The following is an 18593-nucleotide window of genomic DNA, read 5'->3' as shown; positions in this document are numbered from 1 at the left end:
ACGTCAAGAGCGTTTTCGCACCGCCTCTCGCGGGACGCCCCGGAGCAGCGCGGCGAGGCTGCGTTGGTCGATCTCGATCGCCCGCTGCGACGCGTCGGTGGCTCTCGGCGCCTGCGTCGTCGCGCGATGCAGCCGCTTGTACAGCAGCGCGTAGCCGGTCTGGTCCCACCACAAGAGCTTGAGCCGATCACCGCGCCGGCTGACGAAGACGAAGAATGCACCGTTCCGCGGATCGCCGCCCATCTCTGCACGGACCGTCAGCGCCAGCCGATCGAAGCCACGCCGCATGTCCTGCGGCTCCGGGCATACGAAGACCCGCACGTTTGAGGGGATCATCGACGACCTCCGATCGCGCTCAGCAATCGTACGAGCATCTCAGCGTCGACCTCGCCGCGGACCCGGACCAGCGCTCCGCCGAGCTCGACCTCGATGACTCCGACCTCTTTCGCCAGCGCAGCCGCGACCTGCTCCGTCACGTCGACGAGATCAGCGGCCGGCGCGCGAGTCTTCGTCGATGCGGTTGCCGCTGTCCGCCGTCGCAGCTTCCACCGCCAGCCTGCGAGCGTATGCGGGTTGACGCCGATCTTCGCCGCGTACTCCTTGCACGTCAGGCCGCTCCGGGCCCATGCCTCGACCCGCTCCCGCCATACGGAGCTCGTCTCGAGCGCCTTCACCCATCACCTCGCTCCCGGATCCGCTTTACGATGTCCTTCGCCGTCGCAATCCGAAAGTCCAGTCGGATCCCACCCGCCACGGGGTGCTCCTCCCACACCATGTTGGGGGGCAGCAGCAACGAGAAGCTTCCTCGAGGCGGTGTTCTGGGCTGCACCACGACCGCGCCGCGCGTGTCCGAGTCGTCGTTCTTCTTCGAGGTCATCGATCCTCCGCGAGCCCTTGTAGAGCCTCGGCGGAGGCCGGTCACGACGCACTACGTCGGACGGATACCAACATTCGTACATCAAGGCCTCCAACACCAGCGCCCTCTACTGCTTCGGCAGCGCGCTCGCGCTCGCCAGCGACGGCAAGACCCTCGCCGTCGCCTCCCCGTGCGAGAGAAGCGCCGCGAAGGGTATCAACAGCAATCAGGGCGACACCTCCGCCACCGAGGCGGGCGCCGTCTACGTGTTCGTCCAGACCGACGCCATCTGGTCGCAGCAGGCCTACGTCAAGGCCTCCAACACCGAGCAGAACGACTTCTTCGGCCAGAGCGTGGCGCTGTCGGCCGACGGCCACACCCTCGCCGTCGGCGCATCCGGTGAGAGCAGCTGCGCCACCGGCGTCGGCGGCGACCAGACCGACGACGCCTGCTCAGCCGCCGGTGCCGTCTATGTCTTCACCCGCACCGAGGGCGTGTGGTTCCAGCGGGCCTACGTCAAGGCCTCCAACCCCGGCGGGGGCGACGAGTTCGGCCAGAGCGTCGCGCTGTCGGCCGACGGCCACACCCTCGCCGTCGGCGCGCTGCAGGAGGCCAGCAACGCCACCGGCATCGACGGCGAGCAGGCCGACGACTCCCTCCTAGCCGCCGGTGCGGCCTACGCGTTCGTCCGGACCGAGGACGTCTGGGCGCAACGCGCCTACGTCAAGCCCAAGAACTCCGGCACCTACGGCCTTTTTGGCCGAAGCCTCGCGCTGTCGGCCGACGCGAACACCCTCGCCGTCGGCGCGGAGGGCGAGGACAGCGGCGCCGTCGGTGTCGGCGGCGACCATACCAACCTTTCGGCCATCAGCGCCGGCGCGGTCTACCTCTATTGATTCTCGCCGCGCCCGCGTCGCGCCCGTGCTCGGTGAACACTCCTGGGTCGTTGGTGCAGCCCAGGGCGAGCCCGCCTTGCCGCCCGCCACCGCCCATCAAGTCGGGACCGGCTCAGTTGATCTTGACCACGCTGCCGGCGACGTTGACCACGCTGCCAGAGACCTCGACCCGCGTACCGGCGCAGGAGAGGCCCGCCGCCGCGGCTTCCACCATGCCTCCGGCGCCGGCCAGCGTCGCGGTGGGAGCCTGCACGGAGGCGCCCTTGGGGCTGCTCATCAACGCCTCGGCGTCGAGCTTCATCTTCGAGCCGGCCTTCGACTGCGCGAGGACATCGGCAGTGAGCTTCACCTGAGCGCCGCTGCTCGCCTTCGACAGTGCGTCAGCGTCCAGCTTGACGTGCGAATTCTCGGCCGACTTGAGCAGGGCCGCGACATCGAGCACCAACTGCGCCTTGCCGCCGGCGGACAGCGTGATCTTGTGGGGCTCGATGGTAATCGTGCTTCCGCCGCACGTGAGCCTGATGTGGGTCGGCGCCTGTACCTCGATCGTATTCGACGCGTCGATCTTGTAATCGCCGGTGATGTCGAGCTTCGAGCCGCTCACGCCGTCTTCGGGGGTGACACCCTTGATCTGCACGCTCTGGCTACCCGCAACCGTGACCTTCCGATTCTTGTCGATGGTCATCGTCTGCTTGCCGCCGACCGACTCTGTCTGGTCGCCCGTGACCGCGTTGACCTGACTCCCCCCGACTGAGTTGCTCTGGTCGGCTCCGACGCTCGTGCTATGCACGTTCTCGACTTTCTCGGTGAGGTCCCTCTGGGCATGCAGGTAGACCTCCTCGCGGCCCTTCGCGTCTTCGAAGCGAAGTTCGTTCGAGCCGCCGCCGCCCGGCGAGGATTCCGTCTTGATCCCGCTCTGGGTCTTGTGATCCGGCAACGCGTAGGGCGCGTGATGATTGCCGTGATAGATGCGACCCGTAACAATCGGTCGGTCAGGATCTCCCTCGAGGAAGTCGACGAGCACCTCGTGCCCGATCCGCGGCAAGAACAGCGCACCCCAGCCGTTTCCCGCCCAGAGCTGGCTGACACGGACCCAGCAAGTGCTGTTCTCGTCGTGCTTTCCTTCCCGGTCCCAATGAAATTGCACCCGGACCCGACCATGTTCGTCGGTGTGGATCTCCTCGTCGTCTGGGCCCACCACGGTCGCCGTCTGTAGCCCGCGGACCACCGGCCGCGGCGTCACCCGCGCCGGCCGGTAAGGCTGCTCCGATTCCATGCACACGAACGAATTTTGGTACGTGCTTTCGCCCGAGGCATCCTGGTCGAGCACCTGCGGCTGCGACCCGGAATGACTCACACGCATCACCCGATAAGCTGCGTTGAGCTCCGCGCGTGGATGCCCGACTAACTCCATCACCCCGCCCGGGACGAGTCGCGGGCAATCGCTCTCCCCATGCCCCGACCGCCGGGTCGCCCGCAGCTCTTCGAGCCGGATCTTGGCGAGCGACTGGCCCTCATGCGGGCCGCTCCGCCCAGGGCTCTGATACTCTCCCGGAAAATCATAGAACTCCAGCTCCGCCTCGAGCTTGCTCGCCTCCGAAACCTCCATGTTCTCATCCGGCTTGTGCAAGTTGAGATCGCGCAGCGTCACCTTGCCCGGCCGTGTGCGTCCACCGAAGCGGAACTGGCGCACGCTCTCGCGATCCTGAACGAGGCTTCCGAGCGGAGGTTGAAAGCGCAGAGCGGGCCCGCCTGGAATCGCAGTACATGCCCGGTGATGATCAGCCATCACCCAGACATGTTTGTTTGCTTCGTGCTCGAAGAAATAGAAGATCCCGTCTTCCTCCATCAGCCGGGACAAGAAGGCAAGATCCGTCTCTCGGTACTGGACGCAATAATTCCGCGGCGCATACGTCTCGTTCAACGAGAAGCGGAACCAGCTGCGCGGCAATCCGGCCTTCGTCAGCACCTCTGCGATGATCTGCTCGGTCGTCTTGTCCTGGAAGATCCGCATCCCCGAGCGATGATGCAGGCGATGCGCCCACGGCATAATCGTCAGCTCGTAGAGATCCAGGCTTCGTGTATGTCCGACATACTCGGCCTCGGAGACGATCCCATGCACCAGCCGGGGGGCTTCGCTCCCCTCGATCTGAAACCGCGCAGGCTGGCCCAGGAGCGCCTCGAGATCCTCGCCCTCGCTGGCGACCTCGATGCGGAATTCGAAGAGGCTGGATAGCCCCTCCTGGCCGGCGAAGCGGACTACCCGTAACGGTGTACCGGCGGTCGACAGGGAGAAGATCGGTCGACCGAGGCTCGCTCCTCGAATGGCATCGGTGGCGCCCAAGATCGATTCCTGAATGGACATGTAATGTTGGCCAGGCAGGCCCGATGCGACGGTAGCGCATGCCTTTTCGCACGTCAACGGCCGGGTTCGGAGCTCATGGAAGGGCTGCGCGAGATCGACCGATGCGGCCAACCATGGACAGTCCCGTGGCCTCGCGTGTACCCTGCGACTGCGTCGGTGTCCGAGGCATTCTCACCACGCGTTGGCGACAATGTCGCCGATCGCTTCGAGCTCAAGGTGCTGCTGCGCCACAGCGGGGCGACCTGGGGCTTCGCCGCGCTCGATCGTCAGACCGGCGGCGAATCTACGCTCATTCTGTTCGACCCTGATTGCGCGCATTCGAGCGCGTGGAGCGCGTTCGCCCGCCTCATCGGCGTAGCCACCGCTGCCAAGATCCCCGGCCTGGTCCTCCCGCAGGGCGTGAGCTCGACGCGGCCCAATCCTCCCTGGTGCGTTTCCGCGCCACACGTCGGGCGAGACCTCGAGCGTCTGCGTGCTCAAGACGGTTCGCTTCCGTGGCGTCGGGCCTTGATACTCGGTGAGCGAATCTTGGAGATTCTCTCCAATACGTACGCCGCGACGCAGGTGGCGCACCGCGCGCTGGCGCCGTCCAGGTGCATCGTCTCGGCGCGCGATGAAGTGCAGGTGCTCGACTACGGCGTCGCCGAGATCGAACTCGGAGAAGCGCCCAGCGATGACATTGGATACCGTGCCCCGGAGCAGCAGCACGGACCCGGAGATTCGCGTAGTGATATTTACACCGTCGCGGCCATCCTCTTCGAGCTGATCTCAGGGAAGCACCCGTCGACGACGGAATTGCCGCAGTTGCGCCTTCTGGTCCCTGTCCCGTTCAATGTCAATATTCTGCTCGCCAAGGCGCTTGCGCAGGATCCAGAGCATCGCTACGTCGATCACCACGCGATGCGGGCCGCGATGCGCGAAGCCCTCGGCCTGGCCCCGGTTCCCCGCCCGGAGCCGGCAAAGACAGGACCAACTCCGGACCGTTTGCCGGCCAGCAATCCCCAAGGAACCCACGCGAAGAGCATTCCCGTCTCTCATGGTCCAGCTCGGAGCCCCGGCGACGCACAGCCGGCTGGCGAGCCTCCGCCGACGAGTTCGACCCCACAGGCCGGTGTTGGCGCGCGCGTATCGGCGCGCTCTCTGACTTCTCCTCCCCCCGAGGAGAGCACCCTGCGCTTGCCCGAGGCTGAGCCTGCGCGCCCAGGCCCGATCCGAGCCACTGCACTGCCCGCCAAGTCAACGTCTGCGAGTGGCCGCGAGCCACGAGCGCAGATGCCCGTCTTGGCTGATGTCACCCTGGAGCTCCCTCCTGCGTCAAACGGCGGAGCGGTGGGCCGAGGGCGTGACGATTCCCCGGCGGAGAGGACCGAACCCCTCGAGCGTACTCCGTCTCAGCCCAGGGCGGACAAGACCGAGACTCTCGTCCGTGCCCCGCTTCTGCGCGAGGACCAGAAGACGGATGCGCTCGACGAGAGGACCCAGGTGCTCACTCGCCGCCTACCTCTCCGTTCATCGATAGAGAAGGCCGAGGTTCTCCACCCTCCTGTGCCCGACGAGAGGACCCAGGTGCTCACTCGCCGCTCACCTGTCCATCCGTCTATCGAGAGAACCGAGGCGCTCCGCGCGCCTGTCGATCCCCCTGGCGAGCGGACAGAAGTGCTCGGTCCTCCTGTCCGCCGCTCTGCTGACAAGATCGAAGTGCTCGGCCGTCCAGCTGAGCCACCCGCGGACAAGACCGAGGCACTACCCAGAATAGCCTCTGGAACGACGCAGGACACCACCCTCGCGCTTCCACAAGCGATTTTCTCACCACGAATTGTACAGTCGGCCCCGCCCGACGACATCACGCTCGCGTTTGAGCGCCCGCAGGGGGCGCCGCTGCTGTCGGCGGATCTTCAGGTTCAACAAGACTCAGCCCCGCCCAAACTCTCACGGGTGCTGGTGACTGTAAGTATAGCATTGGTATCTCTGGTGCTTCTCGTCATTGTCTGCAACCTCACAAAGTAGGGCAAGGCTTTCGACCGCGCGTCACGATTGGCTTGTCGAGTGGCGTGACGCCCGCTGACCGTCTCCATCCCAGCGCAGGACCAATCCCGCCTTGATCAGACCGAGCCACTGGCGCTCGAGCTGCGCGGCGAAGGTCGCGTCATGGAGGAGCACGCCGGCCTCGATGTTGCGGTCCTGGCCGCGGCTGGTGAAGTTGGCGCTCGAGACGAAGGCGCGTTTGCCATCGACGGCGACGCACTTGGCGTGGAGGCTGCTCCAGGGCGGGCCAGGGCGGAGGGCGCGGCGGTCGCAGTAGATGGCTGGGAACGGCGGGCCGAAACGCCAGTTGGTGTCGACGAAGCTCTGGAGCTGATTCTGGAGGGCGGCCTCCGGCGCGGCGACGGAGTGCTCGAGTTGGGCGACATCGATGAAGAAGAGGGCCTCGACGCCGCGCTCGCGCATGGAGGCGTGTAGCGGGCCGAGGACCTCGGTCGCGTTCTTGAAGCTGTAGCCGGCGAGGATGACCCGCTCCTGGGCGTTCTCGAAGAGCTCGCGGAGGATCACGGCGGTGTCGCGGGCGGTCGCGCGGGTGTCCTCGGGACCGGTCCATACGAGTTCGGGCGCGGGCCGCTCGTACTTGGCGCGCTCCGCGAGCACGGCCTCGATGACCGCCAGGCATGCCTCGCGGGAGTGGCCCGCGAGGGCGGTGGCGAGGACGTCGAGCTGAGCGCGGAAGCCGAAGGCGATCAGCCGGGCCTGCGAGAGAGGCGCCTTCAGACGGCCGCTGGCCAGTCCGGCGCGGAGGCGCTCGAGGCTGGTGGTGCTGACGCCGGCGAGCCCGCCGCTCACGGCCGCTCCCGGAAGAACGCGAGCGCGGGGTCGTTCCCGATCGTGGGGACCACCAACGCGCGGTCGAGGAAGCGATTGAAGCGCTCGCACGAGCTCTCGGCGACGTAGAGGCAGCCGTGGCAGGCTGCGCCCTCGAGGCGGCGGTCGCTGCCCTCGGCGACAGGGTTGTGGGCGGCGCAGACCGGGTCGTTGGAGCACAGGCGGCCGAGCTCCCACGCCTCGCGGAGGTGGTGGCGGAGCCGCCGGCCCTCCTCGACGAGGCCGCCGAGAGTGCCCTCCGCGCCGGTGGTGCCGGTGGAGAGCAGCACGCCGGCCATGCCCTTCCTGTCGTTCGAGAGCGCGGCTTCGCAGTAGATCCGCTCGCGGATCGAGCTGGCCGCGTAGCCGCACTCGAGGCTGATCGCGGTCAGGAGCAGGTGAGACAGCGAGTGCAGCAGGTAGAAGCGGATCCCGGGGAATTCACCGCCCTGGCCGTCGGCCTGAAAGGCGCGGAGGAGGGCATCGGCGCGCTCGCGCACGGCGTCGTGCTCCTCCCAGGCGAGGACGGCGTCGAGGTCGAGCTCGAAGAAGATGCCTTCGCCGCGGACCTCGGCGGCAGGGAGCCACTTCTCGTTGCCGGTCGGCAACGTCAACACCGCGGGGCGCACCCTGGCGCGGCTGAAGTCGTATTCGCCCTGGAGGTCGGCGCTGAGGGCGGCGAAGCGGCTGAACGAGATCTGGACCCGGACCTCGCGCAGCTCGGGGACGACGACCAGTCGAGAAACACCGCGAGGAAGATCTGCGCGAGCATCGGGGATCTCGAACGCAGCGAACTCGACGCCCTGTGGAGCGAGCACGCCGAGGACCTCCTCGGGCGCGTGGGTCAGGCGCTCGTACTCGGCGGTGCGCAGCGGGCGTTCGACCTTCCCGCGCTCGGCGCTTCGCTCGGCCTCGACCGTCGCCAGCACCTTGTCGAGGCTGACTCCTTCGATCGCGCTGGCGATCCGTGGGATCACGGCGAATGTGCGGAGTTGGTCGAGTGAGGTGACGTGCTGGAGGATGTCCCAGACATCCTTTTCGCGCAGCTTCAGGAGCAACGGGTCGGGGTCGGGCTCGGGGAGGCGGAGGGCGGTCACCACCTGGGCGAAGTAGGCGTCGGAGGCGGTGCGGACCATGAGCTTGAGCTGCTGGTCGCAGGTCTCGTTCGTGGCCTTTCCGCCGAGCCACGGGCGGTCGCCGTTGCACGGGAACGGGAGCACGGTCGCCTGGCTGAGCGGCCGCGAAGAGCCGCAGTTGCGGCATTCGACGATGATACGGGCGACGTCGCCGGTCGCGCCCTCGCGCAAATAGAGCTCGGGGCGGTCGCAGGCTTTTTCTTCATGGGCGAAGGGGATCCACGGGAAGTCGGTGAGGTGTCCGCGCCTGCACGCGGCGACGAAGCGGACCGGGACCGCGTGGGCCCAGCGGTTGCGCTCGCACTGGTGGCGGTAGCGGTTGTTCTTGGTCTCGAAGGCGTCGGCGGCGCGGGCGAGGCGGCGGCAGCCCTGGCAGACGAACCACCGCGGGAACTCCAGCGCGCGCACTCCGACCTTCGGCGAGGGGTCGCGCGCGTCGCAAGCGGGGGCCAGGCGGAAGTAGCCCTCGGCGGCGAGGTCGAGGTTGGGGTCCAGCGCCTTGAGACGGGGGACCAGCGAGCGGCGGAGCCGGGGCTCGTCGAGGCGCCTGTAGCCCTCGCTGCCGTAGCTCCAGTGCTCGAGGCCGCCGATGACCACGGCCCGATCGACGAGGTCGACCATCGCCCCGGGCCCGTACATGCTGATCATCTGGCTCTGGCGGATCTGGCCGTCAGCGCGCTTGGGGACGTCGCTCTTCGACTTGGACATCAGCGCCTCTCATCCAGGTGGGCGAAGCGGAGCCAGATATGCGTGCTGGGCTCGACGTCTCGCATCGAAGTCGGGGCGACGAAGCGCCGCTCGTCGTGGTCGTGGGGGGGATCGTCGGTGGCGAAGTACATCACCGGCTTGCCCTCGTGCTTGGCGCGATCGAGGTCGCTGTAGATCCGCTGGGCGGCGCCTCCGTCGGCGTCGAGCCTCGCGGCGCGGGAGATCACGCGCTCCCAGGCGTCGAGGAAGCTGCGGCCGCGCGCGCGGAGCTCGTCCTGGATCCGCCGCTCGGCGGTCTCGTCGTGCCACTCGCGGTGGCGCCGAGCCCGGGTCACCAGGACCTCGAGGACGTCTTCGGCGAGCGCCCGGTTGTGATGGAGGCGCATGAAGCCGCGCGGGGGTTCCATGTCGAGGAGGCCGTGGCGGATCATCGAGATCAGGGTGCCGACGATGCCACGATCGATGGTTTGGAGTGAGAATGGCGTGACGCTGGTGGCCTCGACCTCGCGATAGAAACTCTCGTGATAGGCGACGAAGCGCTCGTAGTGCGAGCGGTCGCGCGGGCGCGAGGCGTTGAGGCAGGTGAGGACCAGGCCGGGGTACGAGCGACCGACGCGGCTGGTCGCCTGGATGTATTCGCTGGTGGTCTTCGGTTGGCCGGCGACGACCATCAGGCCGAGCCGGTCGACGTCGAGGCCCACGGAGATCATGTTCGAGGCGAGGACGACGTCGAGCGGCTCCGCGCTCTTGTCGGTGTCGGCGGCGGCTCGGCGGGTGGCCAACCGACGCTTGGTCTCCTTGACGCGTTCGGTCGGTTCGCGCGAGGTCAGCTCCGCCGGAAGGCCGAGGTTGCGAGACGCGGCCCAGGGGTGCGGGCCGACGTGGTGATGCGGCTTCTTGCCTTCCGCGAAGCTCTTGACGCGGGTCTTGACCTCGTCCTCGACCAGGCGGCGCATGCCGCCGAGCTCGCGCAAGGCGTTGAAGTAGCCGACCAGCGTCATGTAAGGGTCGGCCGGCTGGTCGAGCGGGCCCTTGGGGTCGAAGTGGAGCTGGGCGGCGGCCAGGACGGTCGCGTAGGTGCGGATAATGACCGCCCGGAGCGCGCGCCCCGGGGCCGCGACGCCGACGTAGAGCCGCCCGGGGCTGTCCTGGTCGACGGTGGCGAAGAAGTTGTCGCCGTCGTCGATCCCGCGCGGCGGGAAGATCGCCATGTCGCGGTCGAACAGCGCCTGGATCTGCTCGCGGGCGCGGCGGGCCGTCGCGGTCGAGCAGACGATCTTCGGCGCGCGCAGGACCCCGTCGACGTTGCGCGCCGAGAGGTAGTCGATGGCGGTCTCGTAGAGTCCGACCATGGTGCCGAGCGGGCCCGAGATCAGGTGGAGCTCGTCCTGGACGATTAGCTCCGGCGGGTGGAGCCCCTGCGGCAGCGGTCGCGCGCCCTTCGGCGGGTCGTGCATGACCCCGTAGGCGCGGAGGTCGTCGAGGTGGGTCGCGCGGCCGAACAGCATGCCGGCTTCGCCGCGCCATGGCATCATCGCAAACTTGTCGACGGTGGCGACCAGGAAGTCGGGCAGCTCTTTGTAGATCTGCTCGTCGACGAAGAGCACGGGGAGGCCTTGCCCCGGCCGCTTGCTCTCGGTGTAGAGGCAATCGCGGCCCTCGCAGTAGACGACCGCGCGCGTGAAGCGGGTCTTGCTCGGCTTGCCGTCGTCGTCGACCAGCTTGATGTTGTGGATCTTGATGTCCTCGCCGCACCACGGGCAGGTGGTCAGCGGGAACGGTGAGTCGGTGCGCCCGGGCGTGAAGTCGTGCAGCGCGGCGTGGACGTCCTTGAGGCGGTTGGCGGTCGCGCTCTGGCCCACCCACAAACCGACGGCGAAGCGGGCGTTGCCGAGGCGCTTGGGGTCGCGGCGGCGCATCTCCTCGAGCGCGCACATCAGCGTGGCCGCGCGACCGAGCTGGTCGAGGGTGAGGAGGCGGAGGGTGTAGCGGAGGACCACGGCGACGCCGCGGCCCTCGTCCGCGCGGTTCTTGCCGCGGAGCCGGCGGAGGATCAGCGTGATGGCGATGAGGCCGAGGTAGGCCTCGGTCTTGCCGCCGCCGGTCGGGAAGTAGATCAGGTCGGCGATCTTGCGATCGTCGTGCGTCGGGTCGGTGATCGACGCGAGGGCCATGAGGACGAAGGCGAGCTGGAAGGGGCGCCAGCGCGGCTGGGCGTCGCCCTTGTAGCGCCTGTCCTCGCGCCAGCGGTCGGCCTGCAGCGCCTGCGCGTGCATGGCGAGGTTGGCGAGCTTGAAGGCCTCGCGGACCTCGGGGTTACGGCCGAGTAGATCGATCCCCGCCCGGATCCGCGTGCGGGCTTGCTCTGCCTCGTCGACGAGCTCGGTGCGGGTGTCCTCGAGCTTGCCGCGGATCGGCTTGCCGCGCTGGCGCTCGATCCAGGCGCCGTAGGCGTCGACCAGCGGCGAGAGGGCGCCGACCAGGCCGGGGCCGTCGAGCGCGGCGAGCTGGCGCATCTCGGTGATCTCGAGGCCGATCTTGTCCTTCGCGGTCTCGTGGCGGACCGAGCGGACCTCGTAGCGCGGGAGCTGGGTGGTCCGCAGCTCGCGGACCTTGCCGTCGGCGTCGGGGCGCGGCATCTCGACGCTGGTGTTGTGGCCGACCGCCCATTCGAAGCGGTCGCGGAAGGTCAATGCGAGGACCCGCTGGTCGTCGTCGTTGGCGTCCTCGCCGCGGTGGTTGGGGCGGGCGAGGAAGCCGCGCGGGTAGCGGAGGACGAGGCGGACCTGAAAGATGAAGTTGAGGTCGCGGTCGCGGTCGAGCGGCGGCCGCTCGTTGACGAGGAAGAGGCTGAGGACGCGGGCTCCCGGCGGAAGGCCGTCGATGTCGGTGGTGCGGAGCTCGCCGCGGAGCCGCAGGGCCGCCGCCTCGGGCCAGCAGATGCCGTCCCGGCCGCCGAGGGCCCGCGGATCGAGGGGGACCTGGACCGGGTAGGGCCCGTGGGGGACGCGTCGCCAGCCGGCCTTGGTCTTCTTCTCGTTGTCCTCGGCGAGCTCTTCCTTGATGTATTCGGCGTAGGCGATCTCGACCTCGATGTGGTCGACCTCGCTGCCGGGCGCGGCTGCGGGGAGGAACACGGAGAGGCCCATCGAGGCCGGGAAGCGGTGCGGCCGCTTGGCCTCCGGCTCGTCGCTGCCGGCGTCCTCGGCCTGGCTCTCGCTGCCAGCCGCGAGTTCGCCGACAGCGTCGGTGTCATCGGCGTCGGGGGCGCGGTCGAACTGCGGGGCGAGGAAGCCGGTGAGGTACCAGCGCGAGGGCGGGAGCGGGAGGACCTCCTGGCCGCCGCCGGGCAGGTGCTCGGCCGTGAAGGGGCCGACGAGGTCGGCCTCGAGGGCCTCGACGAGGCGCTTGCGTACGTCTGCGGGGGTCACGTGGGCTCCTTGGACCGACTTCGTGATATCAGGCGTCATCGCGGAGGGCTTAGGGTAGTCAAACGGCCGGTCGCAAACTCCGGGTGCTCGGGGACCCCGCTCATACCGTTCGACCAAAACGCGACGTCCACCCAGGTCCTGTCGAGCAGCAGGTAGCAACCGAAGCGATGCCGTAAGCTCGATGTATTCATGATAGCTCGCATCCTCTCGATGTCTCCAGGCACGCCGTTGATTTGGCAACGTTTCTTGGCCTCCAAGATGGCCAGATTGCCTTTGCTCCCTTGCTGCCCCCGCTTGTGAATGATAACGTCGGGAAAAACTCTGTCTCCGGTTGCCCGCGCTTTAGGACTAGCCAGGTCCCTGTTGTACTCCACGTCGACGTTCCAGTCGGGGAACAGTGAGTCTAAATAGATGCCCAGGCGGAAGACGACGCTGCGCTCCGATGAACCATTCTCGCCGGCAGCAAGGATGTAGCTATCTTTCATGAGCAAGGTGAGCGCCGCGAATCTAATGCGATGCTTGAGCGTGTCGAGGTCGATGACCTTAACGCCGCGCCTTGCGTCGGCTTCCACTTGGTTGAAGTCGGGGAGAGCGTCCAGGTCGACAAAGTGTTGGGACGGCGTGGAGATATTCGCGGTAGTCATTTAGGATCCTTGCGCCAGAGGTCCGCCTGCTCGGCGTCCGTGTCCTTCCTGGCGGCCTTCTTGTTGGTTGCCTTCTTGGCGGTCTTCTTTGTGGAGGGGTCGGCGGGGGGCTTCTTGGCGGCCTTCTTGCTCGGCGCGGGTGCGGCCGGATCGGGGGCATCGGCCGCGGGCTGGGCGGGGGTTTTCTTGAGCTGCTTGCCCTTCTTGTCCTTGCGGAGGCCGAGGCGCTCCTCTTCGCGGGCGCGTTCGGCGTTGAGGACGTAGAGGCGGTCGATGACCTCATCCTCGAAGGCCTGGACGGCCTCGCGCTCGGCGTCGGTGCGCGGGCAGTAGGGGGGGACCACGATGTCGGTCCAGCCGTAGGCGTCGAGGACGGCGCGGTCCATCGCCTCGGTGAGGCGGCGGAGCTCGAGGACGGCGGGGTCGCTGTTCTCGGGGTCCTTGAGGGCGTTGTAGGTCTTGGTCAGGCCCTGCTCGGTGTCGAGCATGAAGCGGGCGCGGGCCTCATAGAAGGCCTTGCCGGCGGCCTCGACGGCGGGGATCGGTTCGCGCGGGTTAGGGCGCGGGAAGGGGAAAGTGTCGAAGCAGTCCGAGGCGGTGTAGTTAAGCCGTTGGTCAAGAGTCGATGACAACAACCAGGCCCATGGCGCGTGTACGCGCGATTGAAGAACAGCAAATGAGGTGAATGCGTCGAAGGTAAACACATACACCTTGTCGTTCATGAACTGATCAGTGCTCTGAAAAGAGAAGCACAGGTGCTTGGTGACGCGGGCGGTCACCAAGCACATCTGGAGCCCGGCCAGCGCCTGTTGCAGCGCTCCTCCACTTTCCCCAGGCTTCCACCAGTAGGTCTTATACGTGCCCCGGTTATCCCGCATTCGGACCGGTTTCACTCGTTCTTCGACTATTTTGAGCAGTTTCGGCCAGCGGCGAGCCTCCTCAAGGTCATATTTCGTGAAGTCAATCACGTATCGAGAGAAACTCCCGGACGGGTTGCTGTTCAGATCCTCACCGCCAAGATAGGGTCGAAGAATCTTGGCATTGGATCGGTCAGCCCTGACGAGGGCCTCGTACTCCTCGATGGATACGGCCAATCCGATGCCGATGAGTTTGCCACCCATGTACGACAGACCAGCATTTGCCGCGAGATTTTTGACTTCGGGGCGCTCGGGCTTCGGTCGCAGGCGTGTGTTAATCGCTGTGACCGGCTGTCCATCGAGTTCGAGGGCGACGCCGACGCCACTTGGCGCTCCCAGCGCGAGGTGGACGGTCGCTGTCGTGACAGCCGCGGCGCCGGGCCAGGGGAAGCTCGAGACGCCATCGTAGATCACTCCACCCGCGTCGACGAGCGCTTTGAGAGACATCAAACGCGAGTCGCCCTGCGAGATCGTGTTCGTTGCCACGAATCCCAGGGTACCGTTGGGGCCGATCAGCTCTGCGGCGCGACGGAAGAAGTAGGCGCAGAGGTCTGTATTCGGCCGTCCCTTGACCTCAGGGTGCTTTACCATCAACCAGTCGAGGTAGCCAGCCCCGTTAGCTCTGGTGATCGTATTCTTGCCGGCGAACGGCGGATTGCCGACGAAGGCCTCCATGTACGCTGCGCCGTTCATCTTCCCGCCGTCGAGCGGATCTGGGCGCTCCTGATAAAAGACTTCAGGGAACTCGAGCCACCAGTGGAAGGGCGCGTGTTGTTCGCGGATCTCCTCGGCGAGGCCGCGAATGTCCGGCTCGAGCGCGTCCTCACCGGCGAGCCAGCGCTCGACGAGGTGTTGCCGGCGCTGGCGTTCCTCCTCGCGGGCCTTGTCGGCGGAATTTTTGAAGAAGGCTCCGACGCAGAGATCGGCGATCAGGCGCACGCGCTCGGTCGCGTGTTCCGCGTGGTCGAGGAGGCGGCGCTTTTCTTGCTGGTTGGCGTTGTCCTCGCGCTCGGCGCGGTCGTGAATCTCCTGGCGGTGGGCGATCGCCTGGTCGAGCGCGTCCTTGACAACCGCGCTGAACAGGGAGACCTGCTTGCCGGGCTTCCAGTCGAAGGCCGAGATCTGGTCGAGGTCGAGGCCGACCAACGAGTCGCCGTGGCGGAGCGCGTGGTCGACGAAGGTGAACGGCAGCTCGCGGCTCATCGTCACCAGCCACAGCGACAGCTTGGCCAGCTCGACCGCGGCGTCGTTCTTGTCGACGCCGTAGAGGCAGCGCTGGGCGACCAGGCGGCGGGCATGGAGGTGGGCGTCGCCGTGGGCTTCGGTGAGCGCGGCGACGATGCCGGCGCGGGTCCAGGCGGCCACCAGCTGATCGGCGAGGTGGCGGCAGACCTCGACCAGGAAGGCGCCCGAGCCCATCGCCGGGTCGCAGACCTTGAGCGCGAGGAGCTGCTCGGCGGTCGGCGCCTCGCCGAGGCAGGCGAGGATCGGCTCGAGCGTGCGGCGGACGATCCGCTCGGTCAGCGTGCGCGGGGTATAGTGGCTGCCCGAGTGGCGGCGCTCGTCCCCTGGCTGCAAGACCAGGCGCCTTGCCGGGGCACGGTGGCGCTCGCGCTCGCGTGTTCCGCCCGGCGCGAGGCCGAGGAGCGCCTCGGCCAGCGCCTCGTCGTCGGTGTGCTCGGCGAGGGCGGCCTCGACTTTCGATTTTTGCGCCGCGGTGAGGTCGCAGGTTTCGTCGAGCCACTTCGAGCGGTCGGCCGGCTTGTGCTGGCGCAACGCGGCGGTCTCGACCCACACCGCGCTCTTGCCGAGGCGCACCGCCGGCGAGCCGGCGCGGACGACGTGGTAGCCCATCAGCGACTCGTAGACCGAGCCGATCTGCTCGACGTCGAGGGCGCGGTAGCTGAGGCGCTGGCCCTTGAACAGGATCAAGCGGCGGAGGACGGCGAGGATCACTCCGTCGTCGACGGGGGGCGGGCGGACCTCGGCGCGAGCCTCGGGCTGGCTGATCGCCGCGGTGCTGCCTGGGAGACCGCCCTCGAGGAAGGGGAAGCTCGAGGGGTCGAAGAGCTGGCCCTGGCGCGGCGGGAGCAGGAGGTCGCCGTGGCGGACGCCAAGAAAGACGGCGCGGAACAGGGCGAGCAGGCGGCCGTAGGCGCCAAAGCGGTGGTGCATCGATTCGGGGTGCATCCCGGCGTCCTCGACGAGGTCGGAATACAGGCCCTGGACGCTCATGTGCGCCGCGTAGACGCGGTGGCCGATCGGGAACAGCCCCTGATCCTCGGCGTAGAGGACGAAGACCAGGCGGAGGATGACGCTGAGGACGCCGCGGTAGAGGTGGTCGTGCGGGGCCTCGACGGCGGCGCGCAGCCAGTCGGGGCGGTCGGCGCCGGTGTCGCGCAGCGCGGCCTGCTCGAAGCCCTCGAGGAGCAGCTCGACGGCCTCGAACACCTGGGCGGCGAGCTCCTTGGTGACATCGGCCTGGCGGCGCCGGCTCTCGCGCAGGAGGCCCTCGAGGGTGTGCTCGGGGGCGGCCTCGTAGGTCCGACGCGCGCCGAGGAGCAGCTGGAAGGCCGCGAGGATCGGGCGCCCTGCGGGCTCGACCATGTCATTGAAACGAAAGGTCAGGTGCGAGGTGGACTCGGCGGTGGGGGCGTAGATCAGGCGCAGCTCGCGGCCGCTGGTGAGGAGGCCGATCGGCACGCCGCTGTGGCGGAGGAGCCGCTCGAACTTCGCCGTCGGCGGATAGCGCCAGGTCCCGGTGGCATCCTCGGGCTTGTCGAGCGAGAGGCCGACCGGGGCGCCGTCGTCGCGGAGGTCCCAGACGAGGGCGATGTAGGGATGGGCGCCGTCGGCGGCCGGAGTCGTCGGGGCAGCGTCCGGGTCGTGCCCGAAGCCGCCGAAGAGGTCGTCCGCCGGCGCGGTGAAGGGCCCACGAGCGATGGCGAAGCTGGGGCGCAGCTCCTGCCGGCCCTCCTCGGCGTAGAAGCGCAAGGTCTCGGGGAGGCGGTCACGCGGGACGAGCATGCCGTCGCGGTCGTAGCCGAGGAAGTCCGCGAGGAGGCGGCGGAGGTCGGCGGACCAGGCGCGGACGTCCGGGTCGTGGGAGAGGAGTTCGCGGAAGCGGGCGGTGAGCTCGGAGCCGACCTCCGGCGCGATCTGGGCGTCGACGAGGACCGGCAACGAGAACACGAGGCCCTCGACCGGCTGGGCGAGGCCGAGCCACTCCTCGTGGAAGCGCGTCTGCCTGTCTTGCATCGATCCGGACATCACTCGACGCACCTGGTCTGGAAGACGACCCTGGTCTGACCCTTCTCGAGCGTCCACGTGCCGCGGGGGAGCGTCGCCGGGAGCTCGCCGGAGAGCGTCTCCGAGGAGCCCCCGATGCCCAGGAACCCGCCGTGGTGTCCCACTCGGGCCAGGAACTTCGCACCGGGCTTGAGGTAGACATCGTTCAGTTGCCGGCTCGTAGCGCCCGGGGCCTTGGCGGCGATCGGCACTGGCTTCCGATCGACCATGAGCGTGACGAACGGCTCCGGCTGCGCCTCGCCGTTGCGGCTCGGGCGGGGGGGAGCCTGCGCGGAGAGGGACGACAATTGCCAGAGCTTGCACTCCGTGTCCTTGCCCGGCTGCTGGCGTGGACGCGGAGGTTCGGGGCGGAAGGTTCCAGCGAGGCCCGGCGAGCTCTTGCAGAGCTCGAGGGCGGCCTGGTGGGCGCGGGCATCGACGGTGTCCAACCTGTGATCCGTGCACCTGCGCTGGGGGTCGTTCAAGCAGTCCTGGGCGCGCTGCTGGATGGCCGTGATCTGGGCGGTGTATCGCGTCTTCAGCTGCTCGAGCTCCTTGGCCTCACGGCGGTTGGTGCAAGTGCTCGTGGCCAGCTTGTCGTGCAGTTCGGCGCTCGCTCGCTTGACCTCGCCGTACTTGACCGCGAGCTCGTCGAGGAAGCGGCTCTGCTCGATCACGTTCCAGAGGTTCGCCTTGCGCGGCAGGTTGGACGCGACCTGATAGGGGCGCACGACGAGACGCGTGGGTACGCTCCTCCCGCTGGCGACGGAGTGCGTGAAGTCCTCCGCGCGCTGGAGGAGGTGGTCGATGGTCTCGAGCTGCTTCACCGAGGCCCATCCGCCCGGTTTGCCGCCGTTCTGGATGATGTAATAGCGGGCGCGGTGTCTCTCGAGGAAAGCGCGAGCTTCCGAGCTCGCCCCGCCCTGGACGCCGATACCCAGGAACGAGACGCCGGCGTTACCAGACACGCGCTTCACATCCTCGTTCGCGATTGTGTCGAGAGCGACGATCCCCAGGAAGAATCCGCCCTGCCGAATCGCCGTAACGAAGCCGTCGCCGCACTTCTCGTAGAATTTGCCCGCTCCCTCGCGCCGGAGCGTCTGGACGGCATGGTCGTCGAGGCGATAGTCCCGCAGGGTCTCGCTCGGCGTCTCGATCTGAATCCGGATCACGGCGAAGGTCGTCGTCGACTGCTGGGCGTCGCGGTCCAGGGCCTCGAAGCCGAGGTTGAGCCCGAAACCGGCGAGCCCGAAGCTGACGCCGCCCGAGAAGCCGATCTCACGGATGATCTCCTCCTTGCTCCGGGCGTAAAAGACCTGGGTCACCGTGTTTGCTCCGCGCCGCTCGAATCGGTCCACGGGCCGGGAGTCGATGCAGACGCCACGAGTCAAGCCGGAGAGGGAGTCGAAGCCGTGTCCGAGCAGGGCCTCGGGTGGCGCGGGAACCTCGAGAGATTGACCGGTGTTGACACCGCCGCAGGCAGCCAGTGATAAGAGCAT

The 18593-nt window shown here is 67.9% G+C and carries 11 protein-coding genes; 2 read left to right on the top strand and 9 right to left on the bottom strand.

Translation table 11 applies throughout. The features are described from left to right. Window positions 1–3: 3 nt before the first annotated feature. Together tnpB and tnpA are read right to left on the bottom strand one after the other, a co-directional pair. Window positions 4–336, bottom strand: a complete 333-nt coding sequence (tnpB, locus tag K7C98_RS09010; protein WP_224191171.1) for an IS66 family insertion sequence element accessory protein TnpB — start codon at window positions 334–336, stop codon at window positions 4–6. Further along, complete coding sequence (gene tnpA / locus K7C98_RS09005) at window positions 333–674, bottom strand: IS66 family insertion sequence element accessory protein TnpA (protein ID WP_224191170.1); 342 nt, start codon at window positions 672–674, stop codon at window positions 333–335. The genes tnpB and tnpA overlap by 4 nt, the downstream gene beginning before the upstream one ends. A 448-nt stretch (window positions 675–1122) precedes the next feature. Between tnpA and K7C98_RS09000 the strand changes: the two genes are divergently transcribed. After that, window positions 1123–1752, top strand: coding sequence for an FG-GAP repeat protein (locus K7C98_RS09000; protein WP_224191169.1), 630 nt, complete (start codon window positions 1123–1125; stop codon window positions 1750–1752). A gap of 112 nt (window positions 1753–1864) precedes the next feature. On the opposite strand, the gene K7C98_RS08995 is transcribed toward K7C98_RS09000, so the two are convergent. Further along, window positions 1865–4117: a type VI secretion system Vgr family protein gene (locus K7C98_RS08995; protein WP_224191168.1), complete on the bottom strand. Its 2253-nt coding sequence runs from the start codon at window positions 4115–4117 to the stop codon at window positions 1865–1867. 156 nt (window positions 4118–4273) lie between these two features. Between K7C98_RS08995 and K7C98_RS08990 the strand changes: the two genes are divergently transcribed. Further along, window positions 4274–6124, top strand: coding sequence for a serine/threonine protein kinase (locus K7C98_RS08990; RefSeq protein ID WP_224191167.1), 1851 nt, complete (start codon window positions 4274–4276; stop codon window positions 6122–6124). Between the two features lie 21 nt (window positions 6125–6145). Here K7C98_RS08990 and drmC read toward each other — a convergent pair whose 3' ends face one another. The 6 genes from drmC to K7C98_RS08960 are packed head-to-tail and all read right to left on the bottom strand — an operon-like array spanning window position 6146 to window position 18593. Continuing rightward, complete coding sequence (gene drmC, locus K7C98_RS08985; protein ID WP_224191166.1) at window positions 6146–6952, bottom strand: DISARM system phospholipase D-like protein DrmC; 807 nt, start codon at window positions 6950–6952, stop codon at window positions 6146–6148. Further along, entirely contained in the window at window positions 6949–8814 is a 1866-nt protein-coding gene (drmB, locus tag K7C98_RS08980; RefSeq protein WP_224191165.1) for a DUF1998 domain-containing protein, read from the bottom strand. The genes drmC and drmB overlap by 4 nt, the downstream gene beginning before the upstream one ends. Then, on the bottom strand, window positions 8814–12245 hold the full coding sequence (gene drmA / locus K7C98_RS08975) for a DISARM system helicase DrmA (protein ID WP_224191164.1): 3432 nt from the start codon (window positions 12243–12245) through the stop codon (window positions 8814–8816). The genes drmB and drmA overlap by 1 nt, the downstream gene beginning before the upstream one ends. A 35-nt stretch (window positions 12246–12280) precedes the next feature. Further along, entirely contained in the window at window positions 12281–12889 is a 609-nt protein-coding gene (locus K7C98_RS08970; RefSeq protein ID WP_224191163.1) for a hypothetical protein, read from the bottom strand. Continuing rightward, the gene (locus K7C98_RS08965) at window positions 12886–17064 is read right to left on the bottom strand and encodes a DNA methyltransferase (RefSeq protein ID WP_224191162.1); all 4179 of its coding nucleotides are present in this window, start codon (window positions 17062–17064) and stop codon (window positions 12886–12888) included. Before K7C98_RS08965 ends, K7C98_RS08970 begins: the two co-directional genes overlap by 4 nt. An 11-nt stretch (window positions 17065–17075) precedes the next feature. Further along, entirely contained in the window at window positions 17076–18593 is a 1518-nt protein-coding gene (locus K7C98_RS08960; RefSeq protein WP_224191161.1) for a hypothetical protein, read from the bottom strand.

The sequence above is a fragment of the Nannocystis pusilla genome, from assembly GCF_020073745.1.
GTDB lineage: Bacteria > Myxococcota_A > Polyangia > Nannocystales > Nannocystaceae > Nannocystis > Nannocystis radixulma.
Note: the sequence above shows the minus strand (reverse complement) of the source record. Positions and strands in the feature narration are given on the sequence as shown.